At 70.9% G+C, this 15,763-nt stretch carries 14 protein-coding genes; 6 read left to right on the top strand and 8 right to left on the bottom strand.

Annotation, left to right across the window (positions count from 1 at the left end; translation table 11 throughout):
- From E1292_RS16160 to E1292_RS16150, 3 genes are all read left to right on the top strand, one after another.
- A partial coding sequence (locus E1292_RS16160) for a multicopper oxidase domain-containing protein (protein ID WP_165974570.1) occupies positions 1-604 on the top strand: 604 nt, incomplete at its 5' end.
- 120 nt (positions 605-724) lie between these two features.
- Entirely contained in the window at positions 725-2,131 is a 1,407-nt protein-coding gene (locus E1292_RS16155) for an APC family permease (RefSeq protein WP_246090145.1), read from the top strand.
- Positions 2,128-2,766, top strand: a complete 639-nt coding sequence (locus E1292_RS16150; RefSeq protein ID WP_132596029.1) for a GOLPH3/VPS74 family protein — start codon at positions 2,128-2,130, stop codon at positions 2,764-2,766. The genes E1292_RS16155 and E1292_RS16150 overlap by 4 nt, the downstream gene beginning before the upstream one ends.
- Positions 2,767-2,990: 224 nt before the next feature.
- On the opposite strand, the gene E1292_RS16145 is transcribed toward E1292_RS16150, so the two are convergent.
- The gene (locus E1292_RS16145; protein ID WP_132596028.1) at positions 2,991-3,335 is read right to left on the bottom strand and encodes a hypothetical protein; all 345 of its coding nucleotides are present in this window, start codon (positions 3,333-3,335) and stop codon (positions 2,991-2,993) included.
- A 17-nt stretch (positions 3,336-3,352) separates the two neighbouring features.
- Positions 3,353-5,110 carry an AbeC-like domain-containing protein gene (locus E1292_RS16140; RefSeq protein WP_132596027.1) on the bottom strand — a complete coding sequence of 586 codons (1,758 nt, stop codon included), beginning with the start codon at positions 5,108-5,110 and terminating at the stop codon, positions 3,353-3,355.
- A gap of 316 nt (positions 5,111-5,426) precedes the next feature.
- Between E1292_RS16140 and E1292_RS16135 the strand changes: the two genes are divergently transcribed.
- Both E1292_RS16135 and E1292_RS16130 read left to right on the top strand, forming a co-directional pair.
- On the top strand, positions 5,427-6,092 hold the full coding sequence (locus tag E1292_RS16135; RefSeq protein ID WP_132596026.1) for a hypothetical protein: 666 nt from the start codon (positions 5,427-5,429) through the stop codon (positions 6,090-6,092).
- A 137-nt stretch (positions 6,093-6,229) separates the two neighbouring features.
- Positions 6,230-7,561, top strand: coding sequence for a glycoside hydrolase family 30 protein (locus E1292_RS16130; RefSeq protein ID WP_132596025.1), 1,332 nt, complete (start codon positions 6,230-6,232; stop codon positions 7,559-7,561).
- Positions 7,562-7,588: 27 nt separating this feature from the next.
- Here E1292_RS16130 and E1292_RS16125 read toward each other — a convergent pair whose 3' ends face one another.
- The 4 genes from E1292_RS16125 to E1292_RS16110 form a co-directional block, all read right to left on the bottom strand.
- Positions 7,589-8,404 carry a carbohydrate ABC transporter permease gene (locus tag E1292_RS16125; RefSeq protein WP_132596024.1) on the bottom strand — a complete coding sequence of 272 codons (816 nt, stop codon included), beginning with the start codon at positions 8,402-8,404 and terminating at the stop codon, positions 7,589-7,591.
- Positions 8,397-9,347 (bottom strand): carbohydrate ABC transporter permease, encoded by a 951-nt coding sequence (locus tag E1292_RS16120; protein WP_165974569.1) that lies wholly within the window; start codon positions 9,345-9,347, stop codon positions 8,397-8,399. The genes E1292_RS16125 and E1292_RS16120 overlap by 8 nt, the downstream gene beginning before the upstream one ends.
- Position 9,348: 1 nt before the next feature.
- Positions 9,349-10,602, bottom strand: coding sequence for an ABC transporter substrate-binding protein (locus tag E1292_RS16115; protein ID WP_220446866.1), 1,254 nt, complete (start codon positions 10,600-10,602; stop codon positions 9,349-9,351).
- A 68-nt stretch (positions 10,603-10,670) separates the two neighbouring features.
- Positions 10,671-11,798: an ROK family transcriptional regulator gene (locus tag E1292_RS16110; RefSeq protein ID WP_132596023.1), complete on the bottom strand. Its 1,128-nt coding sequence runs from the start codon at positions 11,796-11,798 to the stop codon at positions 10,671-10,673.
- 73 nt (positions 11,799-11,871) lie between these two features.
- On the opposite strand from E1292_RS16110, the gene E1292_RS16105 reads away from it, so the two are divergent.
- Complete coding sequence (locus E1292_RS16105) at positions 11,872-13,128, top strand: Gfo/Idh/MocA family protein (protein ID WP_132596022.1); 1,257 nt, start codon at positions 11,872-11,874, stop codon at positions 13,126-13,128.
- Between the two features lie 3 nt (positions 13,129-13,131).
- Here E1292_RS16105 and E1292_RS16100 read toward each other — a convergent pair whose 3' ends face one another.
- Entirely contained in the window at positions 13,132-14,244 is a 1,113-nt protein-coding gene (locus E1292_RS16100; protein ID WP_132596020.1) for a 5-methyltetrahydropteroyltriglutamate--homocysteine S-methyltransferase, read from the bottom strand.
- Between the two features lie 6 nt (positions 14,245-14,250).
- Complete coding sequence (locus E1292_RS16095; RefSeq protein WP_132596018.1) at positions 14,251-15,756, bottom strand: acyl-CoA synthetase; 1,506 nt, start codon at positions 15,754-15,756, stop codon at positions 14,251-14,253.
- Between the last annotated feature and the right edge of the window lie 7 nt (positions 15,757-15,763).

Raw genomic sequence — 15,763 nt, 5'->3', positions numbered from 1 at the left:
GGGCAAGGGCGGGCGGGCGTACGCGGTGGTGCGGACCTCGCGGAAGGCCGACACGCCGCCACCGCGGGTCAAGGTGCCGGAACTCAAGCGACGGATGCTGAAATATCAGGACCTGGACGCCCGGCCCGCCGACCACCTCCCCTTCCCGACCAAAGCCGTCGCCGTGACGCTCGGCATGCGCGAGTCGGGCAACGAGTGGACGCTCAACGACCGGCTCGCGAGCGACCCGCTGCGGCTTCGCGTCGAACCGGGCGAGACGCTCAGGATCGTCCTGGACAACCAGTCGCCCATGTGGCACCCGATGCACCTGCACGGCCACACCTTCCAGCTGCGCGCCCGCGGACGGTACGGGCCGCGCAAGGACACCGTGAACATCAAGCCGCGCGAGCGCCTCCACATCGACGTGCACGCCGACAACCCCGGCGAGTGGATGTTCCACTGCCACAACCTGTACCACCAGGAACAGGGCATGATGGGCGCCATCGGCTACGGCCAGGCTCCACCGCTGCGCCCCGGCATGATCCACGGCGGGCACTCCTCCGGCAAGAAGAGCCACCACGGCGGACACTCTCCCGGTGGGAAGAGCCGCCACGGCGACCGCTGAAGCGCGCCGGCACTGCCATGTGGCACATCACCGTGATCACCCTTGCGACCCGGCACCGGGCTACGCGAGGATCGCCGGACTGGATCCCCCACCCTGCATGACGACACGGAGAGGCTTGTCGTGCGCGCTTCAGAGAACATCGAGCAGTTCGGTTACCGGCAGGAGTTACGCCGCGGGGTCGGATTGACCGACCTCGTGTCCTACGGCCTGGCCTTCATGGTGCCGATCGCGCCCTTCGCGATCTTCGGCCTGGTCTATTCCCGTTCCGGCGGCATGCCGGTATTGGCGTACCTCGTCGGGATGATCGCGCTCCTCTTCACCGCCGCCTCGTACGCGCAGATGGTCAAGGCGTTCCCCCTGTCGGGCTCCGTCTACAACTACGCCGGGCGCGGCATCGCCCCGCCGGTCGGGTTCATGACCGGATGGATGGTCCTGCTCGACTACATCCTCGTGCCCTGCCTGCTCTACCTGGTGGCCTCGCTCGCCATGCACGACCTCGTGCCGGGCGTCCCCGTATGGGCCTGGCTGATCGTCTTCGTGGCCGTGAACACCGGGATCAACCTGCGGGGCATCCGCATGACGGTCCGGCTCACCCGCATGATGATCGGATTCGAGCTGCTCGTCCTGGGGCTGTTCCTCCTGGTGGGCCTCTGGGCGCTGCTCCAGGGCAAGGGCCACGGGTTCAGCCTGTCACCGCTGTTCAACCTGGAGACCTTCTCCTGGCCGGTGATGTTCGCCGCGGTCTCCGTGGCGGTCCTGTCGTTCATCGGCTTCGACGGCATCAGCATGCTCGTCGAGGAGTCCACCGGCGGCTCGGCCCAGGTCGGCAGGGCGATGCGGGTGGCGCTGCTGCTCGCCGGCCTGCTCTTCGTCACGCAGGTCTGGGTCGCCTCCCTGCTGGTGCCCGACCCCGGCGGGCTGCTGGTCAAGGACAGCGGCACCGCGTTCTACGACGCCGCCGCCTTGGCGGGCGGCGAATGGCTCAGGCACGTCACCCTGACGGCCACCGCGCTCTCCTGGGGCGTGGCCAACACCATGGTCGCCCAGGTCGCGGTGTCGCGCCTGCTCTACGCGATGGCGCGCGACCGGCAACTCCCGTCGTTCCTCGCCAAGGTGTCGGTCAGACACTCGGTGCCGGCCAACGCCATCGTCCTCGTCTCCCTGCTGTCCGTGGGCATCGGCCTGTGGATGTCCAGCCGCTCCGACGGCGTCGACCTCCTCACCAGCCTGATCAACATGGGCGCCATGGCCGCCTTCATCGTCCTGCACGTGTCGGTGATCGTGCACTACGCGCTGCGAAACGGCTCCGACAAACTGTGGTCGCACCTCGTCGCGCCGCTGATCGGCATGGGCATCCTGGTCTTCGTGGTGATCAACGCCAACGTCCTCGCCCAGGTGGTGGGCCTCGTCTGGCTGGGCGCCGGCGTCGTGGCACTGGCCGTCCTCTATGCCCTGGGCCGCCGGCCGGCCCTGGACGGCATGCCCTCCGAGGCTGGACGAGGGTCGGCGAGGACCTCCGCTCCATGAACTCGCTCCCCCTCCACCAGGACCTGTACCTCATCGCCCACGACCAGTCGGGCAGGCCCCTGATCCATCCGTCGTCGATGTCGCTCGGGCTGGCCGGCGCCGTGCTGCTCGACCTCGCGCTCGGCGGACGCGTCGCCGTCGCCAAGGGCCAGGCCGCCGCCACCCGCCGCGCTCCCACCGGCGACGCGATCGCCGACGACCTGATCTCCCTCCTCCTGCGCCACCCCGCAGGCAGGGAGCTCAGGTATCTGCTCAAGAAGGCGGCGGACGGCATCCACGACCGCACCCGGGAGGCGCTGATCACCTCGGGCGTGCTCGTCCAGGTGAGCGGCCGCCGTCTGGGCGTGCTGCCGTACACGCGGTACGAGCCCGCCGACATCGCCTCGGTCGTGCGGGCCTCCGCGGGGGCGCGCTCGGCGGTCGAGGGCTGGAAACAGCCGGACGCCCGATGCGCCGGGTTGTGCGGGCTGGTGGCCGTGCTGCGGCTGGAGCAGGAGCTCTATCTGGACCAGCCGAGCGCCCGGCTGGTCGGCCGCCTGCGCGAGATCTCCCATGAGAGCTCCCCCGTGGTCGGCGAGGTGGTGGCGGTGGTCGACGCGCTCGTCGGCGAGGCCGCCGTCGCCGTCTACCGCTGACTGGACCTCCGGCCCCACCGCTGAACCACTGTCACCGCCGAGCGGCCGTTCCACGGTGCCGGCCTCACCGCTGAGCGGGGCCGCCCACACTGGCCTCCCACCGCCGGCAGGCGTCCGGCCGCCCGATGGGCGCGACGGAAACCCCCGAGCGGCCATGAACGGGCGACCGGAGGCGGCCGGGCGTCGACAGCCGAGCAGGAGCGGCCGGGGTCGATGCGCGGGCGTCAGGGGAAGAGGGCGCGGAGTTGCGAGACGACCTCGACGATGGGGGCCACCTCGGCGGCGCGGGCGGAGAGCCGGCTGAGCGCGTCGAGGATGCGCGAACGGTCGGGCTCGGTCTCCGCCAGCTCCTCCCGGATGTCGCCCGCGTCCCTGCGCGCCCGCGCGGGCTCGGCGAGGTCGGGCTCGTGCGCCGCGAGCAGGCGCTCCAGCCGCTCCAGGAGCGCCTCCGCCTCGCTGCCCGCCGGATCGCCGCCGTTGACGACGACCGCGCGGGCGTGGGCGCCCATCGCGATCGGCCCGCTGATCCGGCCGCCGCCGCTGACGTGCACGCCGTATTCGTCGCCCATGCGCTCCTCCTCGCTCGTCACGCGCCCGGCCGCGCGCTGTTGTGGACGGTCGCCGACGCCTGGCGGCCGAAGGCGACGGGGCCGCTGACCGAGCCGCCCGCGCCCACGGACACGGTGTTCATGGTCACGCTGGCCGCCTGCAACCGGTAGGCCCCCGTGTCGACCTCGTGATCCTCCAGGTAGTCGAGGACGGCCTCGGTGAGCCGCTGCTCGATCATCCGGGTGTATTTCGCGACGTCGAGCACCTGGATGTGGGTCTGCAGGTCCTCGCTCGCCCCGAGCTCGCGGACGCTGAAGCGGGCGCCGTACGGGTAGACGATGTGCTTGCGCGGGTCGGGCGCCATCAGGCTCTGGCGCACGGCCTGCACCGCGGTGCGGGCGACCCGCGTGGGAGCGGCCAGCACGTCGCGCAGCAACCGCAGCTTGAACATCTTGACCGCCTCCCACGCGATCCGCACGCCGGTCATCGTCGGCAGCTGATCGACCACGTGGTAGGCGCCGAGGGCCGGCGGCAGCACGGTGACCACGAACTGGGTGTAGAGCATCCGTCCTTCGACCGCGAGGTAGATGAAGGCGGACGTCAGCGCCTCCTGGTCTTCCGCGGGGGCGACGAGGTTGCCGCTGGGGTCGCGGATCTCCTGGCCGTCGTTGTTGATGGTGAGCCGCTGGTAGTAGCGCACGCCGCCCTGGGGGTGGCGGATGATGGCCTCGATCTCCTCCGGCGTGACCTCGCATTTCGGCAGGCCGTGCTGCCCGATCATCGGGTGCGCGGTCCTGGCGCGGTCACCGTGCCAGTCGCTGACCGTGAAGATGCCCCTGGTCACCACGTGGTCGCCGATGTCGAGGCGCTGGATGCCCTCGTTGGGCCGCAGGACGCGGTCGCGCATGTCCTTGAGGCGCTCGCGGACGAACGTGTGCAGCTCCACCGGGTCGATGTCGACGGGTTCGTTGCGCCGCCTGCTCACGTGGTCGTGGCGGACGCGGTCGAGCTCGACGGCGATCGACCAGCTGCGCTCGATGGACCCGGCGCCCATGAACGCGTCCTCGTTGGCGTACATCGTCACGTTGCCCCACTGGGCCCTGCGGATGTAGTCGAGGCGGCGTGACGTCTTGGGGTGGGTGACCCCGGTGACCGGCTCGGGCGTGCCCGGCCTGAGCGTGCCGGCGAGCGTGAGGTAGATCGCCACGCGGTAGACCACGACGATGGTGAGCGTGGCGGCCGGGATGAACAGGATCTCGACCAGCGTGCTCCCGCCGCTGTCGCCGGGAGAGGACTCCGGCTCGTAGGCGCTGTCGTAGGACGACCCCGAGCCGGTCAGATCGGCCAGCATCGGGGCCAGCCCGTACGTGAAGGGCCACAGGGTGAGCAGGGCCCCCACGAGCAGGATCGTCACGCGCACGCGCAGCGGCGCGCGGCGGACGCTGTCGACCGTGAGCAGGACGAAGGGGACGAGGACGAGCATCCACATGATCGTGGTGAGCGGGGTGAGCAGCAGGCCGGCGGCGAAGAGCAGGGTGATCAGCGCGTCGCGGACGGTGAGGATCGCGCGGGCGCGCCGGCAGTGGTGGAGCACCGGCATGAGGTCGAACCCGCCGTAGGAGGGCGGGACCGCGCGATAGGGGTCGAACAGCAGCTCGTCGAGCACCCGGTCACGGAAGCCGTGGTCGAGGTAGGCGGCGGCGCAAAGGTAGCGCGTGGCGTTGCTGACGGGCGGCGGGCCCGATGATGAATCCGCGGTGCGCCGGGATCTCGCGGACGAGCTGTCGACGGCCATGTGTTCCGCCCTTCCTTTTACGTTCGGAACCGACCTTAGGTGAGCTTATTCAAATAGTCTCGGCGTCAGCAAAGCGCACGCAAAAAGGTGCAGGACAAATGCAGCATTTCGTCAGAGTTTATGAAATATGCGGGAGGACGCGTTGACCCACGACCCCGGCTCCAGCCGTCTGTGCGGACGATGCGGGTCCGACGTCGGCGGCCTGCTCCGGTGCCCGCGCTGCCGGGCCCGGCTCTCCTCTCCCGGTACGACCTCGCCGGCCACGCACCGCCCCGGGCCTTTCCGTCCGCGGCGGCGCGCCCCGCTCTGGCGCCGGATGCCCCTGCTCACCGGCCTGGCCGCCGCCGTACTGGTGACCGCCGCGACCTGGTGGGCCGTCGCCGGCCGCGCCCCGGCGCCCGCCGAGACCGCGGGCGCGGGAGAGGCCGGGGCGTCCGCGCCCGCGGGCGACGCGCCGCCATCGGCCACCGGAGGTACCGCACCCGCCTCGTCGCCGGGCGAGCCCACCCCGTCTTCGGGCGCGACCTCGCCGGATCCGTCGGCGGAGCGGCAGGCCGAGGCCGTCAACGACCTGCTGTCCAGCAGCAGTTCCGCCCGTTCCAGCCTCTCCGACGCCATCGAGCGCGCGCGGAGGTGTGAGCGGCACGGCCGCGACGCCATCCAGGACATCACCGACCGCCGGCGCGAGCAGCTCACCGACGCCCGCGCCCTCGACGTGGCGGCGCTCGCGGGCGGCGCGGAGCTCAAGGACGCCCTCGTCGACGCGCTCAGCGCCTCGTACGAGGCCGACGCCGCGTTCCTCGCCTGGGCGCGGCGGCAGAGCGGCGGGAATTGCACGGGATCCACCGCGGGCGACGGCGACTTCCGCCGCGGCATCGACAGATCCGGCGACGCACAGGCGGCAAAAGTTCGCTTTTCCGAGATGTGGCGCTCAATAGCGAAGGAATATGATTTGACGCCATGGAAGCCGGATCAAATCTGACATCAACCACGATTCGCCGTTGAATCCAGAGAAACGCCCACCCGATCACCCGTTGACGTGGCCCCCTCCGGGCGCTTACGGTCACGGCGAGCACGAAATCTATCGAGCTTCATCCGAAAGTTTCGGGAAAGGGTGCCATGTTACGAGCAGTCGTCGCGGTCACCTTGCTCGGCCTCCCCGCCGTGCACCCGGCGCACCCCGCCGGCCCGCCCGCCATCACCGTCAACGAGCGCGTCCGGCACCAGGAGATCGACGGCTTCGGCATCTCCCAGGCGTTCCGGCGCAACGAGCTGCTCAAGGCCCTGCCGCGGACCCGGCAGCGGGAGATCCTCGACCTGTGGTTCCACCAGGGCAAGGGCGCCGGTCTCAGCATCCTGCGGCTCGGCATCGGCTCCTCCCCCGCAGGCAGCCCGTACGACCACATGGTGTCAATCCAGCCCGAGGATCCGGGCGGCCCCGACGCGCCGCCCGAGTACGTCTGGGACGGCGACGACAACAGCCAGGTGTGGGTGGCCAAGGAGGCCAGGGCGTACGGCGTGCGGCGGTTCTTCGCCGACGCATGGAGCGCGCCCGGCTACATGAAGGACAACGGCGACGACAAGAACGGCGGCACCCTCAAGCCCGAGTGGCACCGGGCATATGCGAACTACCTGGTGGCCTACACGCGGTTCTACGCCAAGGAGGGCATCAGGATCACCGACCTGGGCTTCACGAACGAACCCGACTACACGGCCACGTACGCCTCCATGCGCTTCACCCCCGAGCAGGCCGCCGAGTTCGTCAAGGTGCTGGGGCCGGTCGCCAGGGGCGTGAAGGTGGCCTGCTGCGACTCGTTCGGCTGGACGGAGGCCAAGGCGTACACCGCCGCGATCGAGGCCGACCCCGAGGCCCGCCGCTGGGTGAAGACCCACACCGGGCACACCTACGCCAGCCCCGTGGACGGCCCGCTGCCGACGGACAGGAAGACCTGGATGTCGGAGTGGAACCCCGGCGGCGACACCTGGAACGAGAACTGGGACGACGGCAGCGGCTACGACGGCTTCGCCATCGCCGAGGCCGTGCACGACGCCCTCACCCTGGGCGGCGTCAGCGCCTACGTCTACTGGCTGGGCGGCTCGCGCGGGGCGACGCGGGCGCTGCTGCAGATCGACGACGCGGCGGGGACGTACCACGTGTCGAAGCGGCTGTGGGCGCTGGCCGCGTACAGCAGGTTCATCAGGCCCGGCGCGGTGCGGCTGGAGGCGTCGGCGGCCGATCCGGCGCTGAAGGTCTCGGCGTTCCGCAACCGCGACGGCTCCCGCGTCGTCGTGGCGCTCAACACGGGAACCGCCCCCGTCACGTGGAAGGGCGTGCGCGGCAGGGCGACCGCCCACCTCACCGACGGCGCCCACTCGCTCGCGCCGTCGCCGGTGCGCGGCCGTACGGTGACGCTGCAGCCGAGGGCGCTCACCACGATCGTCATGCGGTAGCTGAGGAGGGCCCGGGCCGGGCCCTCCTCAGCCCTTGGTGCCCGTGTGCGCGATGCCCTGGATGAACTGCCGCTGCAGGAACACGAAGACGGCGATCACCGGGAGCGAGGCGATCAGCGAGCCGGCCATGAGGACGGGGTAGTCGGTCTGGTACTGGCCCTGGAGCGCGGCCAGCCCGGCCGACAACGTCATCTTCTCGGGGTCGGTGTTGACCACCAGCGGCCAGAACAGGTCGTTCCACGCCCAGAGCAGGGTGAGGATGGCCAGCGCCACCAGCCCCGGCCTGGCCAGCGGCAACATGACCGACCAGTAGATCCGGACGGGGCCCGCGCCGTCGAGCCTGGCCGCCTCCTCGAGCTCGCGCGGCAGCCCGAGGAAGAACTGCCGCAGCAGGAACACCCCGAACGCGCTGAACAGCCCCGGCACGATGATCGCCTGGAGGCTGTTGAGCCAGCCGAGCGACGACATGATCTGGTACTGCGGGATCACGAACAGCTGCGGCGGGACCATGAGCACCGACAGGAACACGCCGAACAACACGTTCCTGCCGGGGAAGCGGAGCCGGGCGAAGGCGTAGGCGGCCATCGAGCAGAACAGCACCTGGCCGGCCACGCGCCCGGCCGCCATGATCACGGTGTTGAGGAACTGGTCGCCGAACGGCAGCAGGTCGAAGACCTTCGCGTAGTTGTCCCACCGGCCCTCGGGCAGCAGCGTGGGCGGCACCCGGGTGGCGCCGCTCAGCGTCTTGAGCGAGGTGATGACCTGCCACACGAACGGGGCCACCATCGCCAGCGACGCCGCCGCGAGCACCGCGTGCACGCCGTAGGCGCGACGCTCAGACATAGTGCACCCACTTCCGCTGGAGCCGGAACTGCACCATCGTCAGCACCGCGATGAGCACCAGCAGCGCGATCACGATGGCCGCCGCGTAGCCGCGGTCGTCGGTGACGAAGGCCCGCTCGTAGAAGAGCTGCACCACGGTCTGCAGCCGCGCGTACGCCGGGTTGGCCCGCGCCGACTGGCCCGACCCGGTCATCACGAAGACCAGGTCGAACAGCTGCAGCGAGCCGATCACCGAGACGATGGAGATGAAGAACGCGGTCGGCGACAACATCGGCAGCGTGATCCTGAAGAACTGCGTGACCCGGGAGGCGCCGTCCATGGCGGCGGCCTCGTACAGCTCCTTCGGGATGGCCTGCATGCCGGCCAGGAAGATGATCAGGTTGTAGCCGATGCTGCTCCAGACGCCCACCACGACCAGCGCGTACAGCGCGGTGGCCGGGTCGGCGATCCAGTTGGGGCCGTCCACGCCGACGGCGGCGAGCAGCTGGTTGACCAGCCCGTAGTCGCCGTTGTAGAGCCAGCGCCAGAGCATCGCCACCGCGACCGGCATGGTGACCACGGGCAGGAAGAACGCCGTCCGGTAGACCCCCACGCCGCGCAGCCCCTGCCGGTTGAGCAGCGCCGCGAACACGATCGCGAGCGGGATGCCGACGAGGCCGAGCGCGGTGTACGTCAGCGTGTTGAGCACCGCCCGGCCCACCTCGGGATCGCCGAGCAGCCGGGTGTAGTTGTCCAGCCCGGTCCAGGTGTGCCCGCCGAACGCGCCCCACTCGGTGAAGGAGAAGTACGCGGTCTGCAGGACGGGCCACAGGTAGAAGATGGCCAGCCCGAGCCCGGTGGGGGCGATGAAGGCGTACCCCCACAGGGCCTCGGTCCGCGGCCGGCGACGCCCCTTCGCCGCGTGGGCCGCCCGGACGGGCCGCGATCGGGCGGTGGTGGTCACGTCACTCCTTGGCCAGCAGGTCGTTCATCCCGGCCGCCAGGTCCGCGGCCGCCTGCTCGATCGGCACCTCGCCGGTCCACGCCCTGGTGAGGTGCGTGAGCTCCGCCTCCTGCCAGGCGGCGGTGTTCTTGGAGACCGGGTACGGCACCGCGTACGCGACGGCGTCGAGGAAGACCTGCAGCTTCAGCTCGGGATGGGCGGCCACCCAGTCGCTCTGGGTGCCGTCGTAGGCCGGGGTCGGGCCCTTCTTGCCGAGCAGGTCGGCGGCCGGCTCGGAGCCGAGGAACTTGACGAACTCCCACGCCTCGGCGGGGTGCTCGGTCCTGGCCGACATGACGTTGGCGACGCCGTGGATGATCGTGGCCTGCTTCTCGCCCTTCGGCAGCGGGGCGACGTCGACCTTGTCCTTGGTGTAGTCGTTCCCGGTGAACTCGGCGACGTCCCACGACCCGCCCCAGTACATCGCCAGCTTGCCGGCTTCGAAGAGCTGGAGCGGGGCGGTGTCGGTCATGGTCTTGAGGTCGGGCGACTGCTTGGCGGCGATGAGGTCGGTCCAGAACTTCAGGCCCTCGATCGTCTTGGGGTCGTCGTAGCCGGACTTCCTGCCGTCCGGGGAGATGACGTGGCCGCCGGCCTGGTAGATGGTGTTGTACTGGTATTCCTGGAAGCTGGTGAGCTGGGCGCCGACGGCGTAGACGCCCTTGGCGGGGTCGGTGAGCTCGGCGGCGGTCTTCTTGAAGTCGGCCCAGGTCCAGTCGTCGGCCGGATATTTCACCTTCGCGGCGTCGAAGAGCGTCTTGTTGTACCAGACGCCGACCGTGTCCATGTCTTTCGGCAGGCCGTACAGCTTGCCCTCGTAGGTGTAGAGGTCGACGAGCTGCTTGGGGTAGACCGACGTGTCGACCTGCTCCTCGATCGGCTTGATGACGCCGTTGGAGGCGTAGAGCTGGAAGTTGGGGCCGTTCATCCAGAAGACGTCGGGCGCCGAGCCGCCGCTGACCGCGGCCTTGAGCTTCGTCCAGTAGTCGGCCCACGGGGTGAGCTGGACGTTGACGGCGATGTTCGGGTGGGTCCTGGTGAACTCCGCGGCCAGCTCCTGCATCACCGCCTGCTGGGTGGCGTCCCAGACGCCGTAGGACAGCGTCACCTTGCCCGCCTGCGCGCCCGTGCTGGCCTGCTCACCGCCCCCGCACGCGGAGGCGAGCAGCGCCGCGCAGAGGAGCGCGGCACCGCCTCGTGCCGACTTCCACATCATCCCGGTCCTTCCCTAGAACGTGGGAGTAATGATGGAGTCCAGTGAAACTTCTTTCAAGAGTCGGTGTGTTACAGATGGCTCACGAGCGGGGAGCGGCCGTCGAGCACGCGATCCTCGACGTCGTCGAGCGCCAGGCGTACGGCGCCGAGCACCACGCCCTCGTCGCCCAGCGCCGACATGCGCACCTCGGGCGTGCGGATGCACCAGCGGTCGAGCTCGCGCCTGAGCGGCTCGATGAGCACGTCGGCCGAGCGCGAGAAGCCCCCGCCGACCACGACCATCTGCGGGTCGAGCGCCAGCACCAGCGCGGAGGCGCCGAGCGCCAGATCCTTGACGTAGCGGCGGACGGCGTTGGCGGCGGCCTTGTCGCCGGCCCGCGCGGCGGCGAACACGTCGCCCGCCTCGCCGCTGGCGGCGCTCAGATGCTCCTGGGCGCGGATCCAGCCGAGCACCGGCAGCGCGCCGATCTCGCCCGAGGCGTTGGCGAACCCCCTGTGCAGCTTCCCGTCGATGACCAGGCCCGCGCCGGTGCGGAGCCCGGCCAGCAGGAACACCATGTCCTTGGCGTAGCGGGCCACGCCGCGCCAGCACTCGGCCAGCGCGGCGAGCTTGCTGTCGTTCTCGACCAGCACGGGGCCCGGGGCCAGCCGGCGCACGTGCGCGGCCAGGTCGACGCCGGTCCACTCGGGCAGCGCCTCCGAGAGCATCACCCGGCCCGCTCCGTCGACCAGGCCGGTCGTCCCGACGCCCGAGGCCCACACGTCGCCGCCGGACAGGTTCGCCCCTTCCAGGCATTCCGCCGCGGCCCGGTCGACCGCCTCCAGCCGCTCGACCCGCCCCATCTCGGGCGTGACGGGCATGCGGGCGCTGTGCAGCACGGCGCCGTCCAGGTCGGCGACGACCGCGCGGATCTTGTGATCGCCGATGTCGATGCCGAGCACCCGCCCCGCCTCGGCCCGGAAGCGGTAGCGCCTGGCCGGGCGGCCCACGCCGCCCGCGGTGGCGCCCGCCTCGGCGACCCAGCCCTTGTCCAGCAGCTCGCGGACGACGTCCTCGGTGGACGCGCGCGACAGGCCCGTGCGCTTGGCGACCTCGGTGAGCGTGAGCGACGGCCCGCCCTGCAGCGCCTTGATCACGGCGAGCGCGTTGAGCTGTCTGAGCCGCGACAGGTCACCACCGCTCAGTTCGCCGGCCATCGGTCCCCCTTGCTGTCAGCTTTCCCAGACCGAATAATGATGCTCTCCATGATATTTCTTCGGGGAAGGTTCCATGACTGAGGTGACTCTAGCCGTCGTCGGCGGCGGCCTGCGAGGGCTGACCTACGCGCGCCGCGCGCACGCCACGGGCGCCGGGCGGGTGGTGGCGGTGGCGGATCCCGACCCGCTCCGGCGCGCCCTCTTCGTCGAGGAGTTCGGCATCGCGCCGGAGCGGGCGCACGCCGGCTGGAAGGAGCTCGCGGCGGGCGGGCGGGTCGCCGACGCGGCCGTCATCGCCACCCACGACCAGCTGCACACCGAACCCGCGGTGACGCTGGCCGACCTCGGTTACCACATTCTCCTGGAGAAGCCGATGGCCACGAACGAGCCGGAGGCGGCCAGGATCGCCGACGCGGCCCGGCGCAACGGCATCCTGCTCGCCGTCTGCCACGTGCTGCGGTACACGCCGTACACGCGCCTGGTGAAGGAGCTGGTGGACGAGGGCAGGATCGGGCGGCTCGTCAGCGTCCAGCACCTGGAGCCCGTGGGCTGGTGGCACCAGGCTCACTCGTTCGTCCGCGGTCACTGGCGGCGGCAGGACACCTCGGCGCCGATGCTGCTGGCCAAGGCGTGCCACGACATCGACTGGCTGGTACACCTCTTCGGACGGCCGCCTGCCCGGGTCTCGTCGTTCGGCTCCCTGTCACACTTCCACGCCGGGGACCGGCCCGCCGGGGCGGCCGACCGGTGCCTCGACTGCCCTCTGGAGCCGTCGTGCCCGTACTCGGCGCCCCGGCTCTACCTGGGCTGCCTCGGCGATCCGTCGAGCGAGTTCTGGCCGCTGTCGGCCGTCACCCCGGGACGCACGGAGGAGGACGTGCTGGAGGCGCTGCGCACCGGCCCGTACGGACGCTGCGTGTACGCGTGCGACAACGACGTCGTGGACCACCAGGAGGTCGTGATGGAGTTCGGCGACGGGGCGACGTGCTCGTTCACGATGAGCGCGTTCACCCCCATGGAGCACCGGCGCACGCGGTTGTTCGGCACCCACGGATACATCGACGGCGACGGCGGCGTGCTGCGCGTGGTCGACTTCCGTACGGGCGCCGAGGAATTCGTCGCCGCCGGCGGCGCGGAGGGGCCGTCGGCGGGCGACGGGCACGGGGGCGGCGACGAAGGGCTCACCGACGCCTTCCTCTCGGCCGTGGCCTCGGGTGACGCCACCCTGCTGCGGTCGGACGCGGCCGAGAGCCTGATGACGCACCGCGTGGTGTGGGCCGCGGAGCAGTCCCGCCTCACGGGCGCGGTCGTGACCCTCCAGGAACCCTGACGCTCAGCCCCAGATCTCCTGGGCGGTCTCCACGATCAGGGCGAGCTTGGCGAACTGCTGGTCTGCGGTGAGCTGGTTGCCCTCGACGGTGGAGGAGAACCCGCACTGCGGCGACAGGCAGAGCTGGTCGAGGTCGACGAACTTCGCGGCCTCGTCGATGCGCCGCTTGAGCGTGTCCTTCGACTCCAGCTCGCCCGACTTGGTGGTGACGAGCCCGAGCACCACCATCTTGCCCGGCGGCACGAACCGCAGCGGCTCGAACCCGCCCGACCGCTCGTCGTCGTACTCCAGGAAGAACCCGTCCACCTTCAGCTCGCTGAACAGCGCCTCGGCGACGAAGTCGTACCCCCCTTCCGCCGCCCAGGAGGAACGGAAGTTTCCGCGGCACATGTGCGTCGTGATCGTCATGCCGCCGGGCTTGGCGGCGAGCGCGGCGTTGATCTGCCGGATGTAGCGCAGGTGCATGTGGTCGGCGTCGTCGCCGCGCGAGGCCAGCTCGGCCCGCTGGGCCGGGTCGTTGAGGTAGGCCAGGCTGGTGTCGTCGAACTGCAGGTAGGTGCAGCCCAGCGCGCCGATCCTGCGCACCTGCTCGGCGTAGGCGGCGCTGAGGTCGCTCCAGAACTCCTCCACGTCCGGATAGACCGCGGGGTCGATGGCCGCGGGCCCGCCCCGGTAGTGGACCATGCTGGGCGAGGGGATGGTCAGCTTGGGCACGACGCCGGAGCCGCGGACGGCGAGCGTGTCGCGCAGGAAGGTGAAGTCGTCGGCGAAGACGGGCTCGTTCAGCCTGATCCGGTCGTGGACGCGCAGCGCCGCGGGGGTGAACTCGATGTCGCCCTGCTCGTTGTGGAAGCGGACCGTGATGTGCTCGTCGGAGGCCTGGCCGATGCCGCCGAGCTGGTAGATGAAGTCCATGTGCCAGGAGGCCCGCCTGAACTCACCGTCCGTCGCGCTCTGCAGCCCGGTCTCCTGCTGGCGGCGTACCACCTCTCGGATGGCCTCGTCCTCGACCTCGCGCAGCGCGTCGCCGGTGAGGCTCTCGCGGGCGCGGAGCAGCGCGGGCGGGCGCAGGAGGCTGCCGACGTGGTCAGCGCGGAAAGGGGGTGTGGTGCGCACTGCTGATCATCTCCTCGGATGGGGGCCGTGGTCGGGGCCTCCGTAGAGCGTGCGGAGCGGGGCTTTGAGCAGCTTGCCCGCCGCGTTCTTGGGCAGTTCGGGGACGATTTCCAGATATTTCGGGATTTTGAAGCGGGCCAGCCGCCCGTCCAGGTGCGCCAGCAGCTCCGCGGGGTCGGCCTTCGCGCCCGGCCGCGTCACGACCAGGGCCTTGCCGACCTCGCCCCACCTGTCGTCGGGCACGCCGATCACCGCGCACTCGGCGATCGCCTCGTGGCCGTACAGGACGCTCTCCACCTCGGCGGGGTAGACGTTCTCGCCGCCGGAGATGATCACGTCGTTGAGCCGGTCGGAGATGCGCACGTAGCCGTCCTCGTCCGCGACGCCGACGTCTCCGGAGCGGAACCAGCCGTCGGGCGAGAGCACTTTCGCGCTCTCCTCGGGCCGCCCCCAGTAGCCGGGCATCACGTTCGGACCCTGGACGTACACCTCGCCCGGCTCGCCGGGGCCCGCCGCGGAACCGTCGGGCGCGACCAGGCGGACGTCCGAGAAGAAGCACGGCACCCCGGCCGTGCCCGCCTTGTCGATCGAGTGCTCGGCCCCCAGGAAGAGGGCGCCCGGCGCCGTCTCGGTCATGCCGTACCCCTGCAGGAACGTCAGACCCCGCTCCTGGTAGGTCCTGATCAGCGGCTCGGGCACCGGCGCGCCGCCGCACAGCAGGTGGCGCAGGCTCGACAGGTCGGCCCCCGCCCAGCGCGGCGACCGCGCGAGGAAGCCGAACATCGACGGCACCCCGAACATCACCGTGACCCGCTCCGACTCGATCAGGTCGAACGTGCGCTCCACGTCGAACGACGGCTCCAAGATCGCCCTGCCGCCCTTGAGCACGGTCGGGATCAGCGTCTGGGCCAGCGCCGCGATGTGGAACAGGGGAGCGCTGACCAGCGTCACCTCGTCGTGCGCGAGCGGCACGTCGACCAGCAGGTTGACGGTGTTCCACGTCAGGTTGCCGTGGGTGAGCATGGCTCCCTTGGGGCGGCCGGTCGTGCCCGACGTGTACATGATCAGGCACACGTCGTCCTGGCCCACGGGCTCGTCGACGGGTTCGGGCGAGCCGCTGCGCAGGAGGTCCTCGTACGCGTCCGGCCGGATGTGCCGGCCAGGGAGGTCCGCGCCGTCCTGCCCCTCGCCCAGCACGACGATCCGCGCGCCGGCGTCCTCGACGATGTAGCGCAGCTCGGGCGTGGCCAGCCGGGTGTTGAGCGGGACGAACACCGCGCCCAGCAGCCCCGCGGCGAAGAACGTCTCCACCATCGCGGGCTGGTTGGCCCCCAGGAAGGCCACCCGGTCGCCGTGCCGCACGTCGAGACGGGAGAGCGCCGAAGCCAGCCGGTACGCGCGATCGCGCAGGTCCCGGTAGGTGTGGTCGCGCCCGCGGTAGGTCAGCGCCACCCGCTCGGGCGTCATGCGCGCCCTGCGTGCCGGCCACGATCCCGTCCCCTGATTCCGCATCGGCACT

This window comes from Nonomuraea deserti (assembly GCF_004348685.1).
GTDB classification, from domain to species: Bacteria; Actinomycetota; Actinomycetes; order Streptosporangiales; family Streptosporangiaceae; genus Nonomuraea; species Nonomuraea deserti.
This window is presented reverse-complemented; position numbering and strand designations above follow the sequence as displayed.